This is a genomic window from Vibrio sp. 10N.222.49.A3 (assembly GCF_041475145.1).
GTDB lineage: Bacteria > Pseudomonadota > Gammaproteobacteria > Enterobacterales > Vibrionaceae > Vibrio > Vibrio tasmaniensis_A.
On the sequence record NZ_JBFRVM010000248.1, the window covers coordinates 1 to 936 of the forward strand.

Sequence of the window (936 nt, forward strand, 5' to 3'; positions counted from 1 at the left end):
AATTGAAACTCTGCATCCAACTGAGCGTTGTTTCCTTTGCCTGTTTTGGGTCTGCAATCCTTACAATAACCATTGTGTAAGTGCCATTTCAGGGTCTTTCCTCGGCAAGTAATGCACGGGGCATAAGGTGAGGCTCCTGTCAGTTGATAGAGGTACGCATTCCCTTCTTGCCCACAAGTGGTAACTGCGCCATGAGCTTTCAACCGCATCAACAGATTCTTAATGGTGGTGAGCGCAAGGCGGTCACGTCCAACTTGTAGTTGCCATAGTGCCTTACACGTACAGGGCTGGTGCTTAGTCAACAGTGCCATTACGACCTCAGTAGTGTTGAGTAATAGTGTCATGGCTACACTCCTATGCTTTCTTTCAAGTAGTGGTGAGCCGCAGCCAAGTGTTTCGGTGTCAACGGCTCATGGTTTCGGGATGCTGACGAACTGGCTAACATGATCATGTCTGCGAGTGTTCTGAGTTGCCCTGTGGTTTCCGGCACAATGGCGTAGGCCGCTTTAAACAGCTCTTGGTCTTGAATACCCCAAGCCTGCATGTAGCTTTTGATGTCACCGTTTGACGTCACTTTGATACAGGTTGGTCGTATCATTCGGCTCCAAATCGGGTTCATGTTGACTTGAGAGCGAGCTGCGCTCATACGAGTACGCACGACATCATTACCAAGAAGAAACACGCCGCACTTACGTTCAGCTAAGATACGCAAGCCATTCAATACATCATCTGAAAGGTATTGCGCTTCATCGATGATGATGAGTCCGTTTGAGCCATCTAACTCTTGCGCTATCGCTTTTTGCATACGGTAGACCGTCATGTTGGACGCTTTGATATTCATGCGCTCACAAAGCTCAGAAAGAATGGCTCTCGCTGATTTACACAGGTTTGAGGCGGTCACAATCCAGACATTATTGTGTTTGCGTTGATACTCTT

2 protein-coding genes are annotated in these 936 nt (G+C 47.9%); both read right to left on the minus strand.

Translation table 11 applies throughout. The features are described 5' to 3' along the window. A partial coding sequence (locus AB4589_RS25730; protein ID WP_372101871.1) for a BlaI/MecI/CopY family transcriptional regulator occupies positions 1-344 on the minus strand: 344 nt, incomplete at its 3' end. Positions 345-346: 2 nt separating this feature from the next. Continuing rightward, positions 347-936, minus strand: a 590-nt coding sequence (locus tag AB4589_RS25735; RefSeq protein WP_372101872.1) for an AAA family ATPase, incomplete at its 5' end; no start/stop codon positions are given.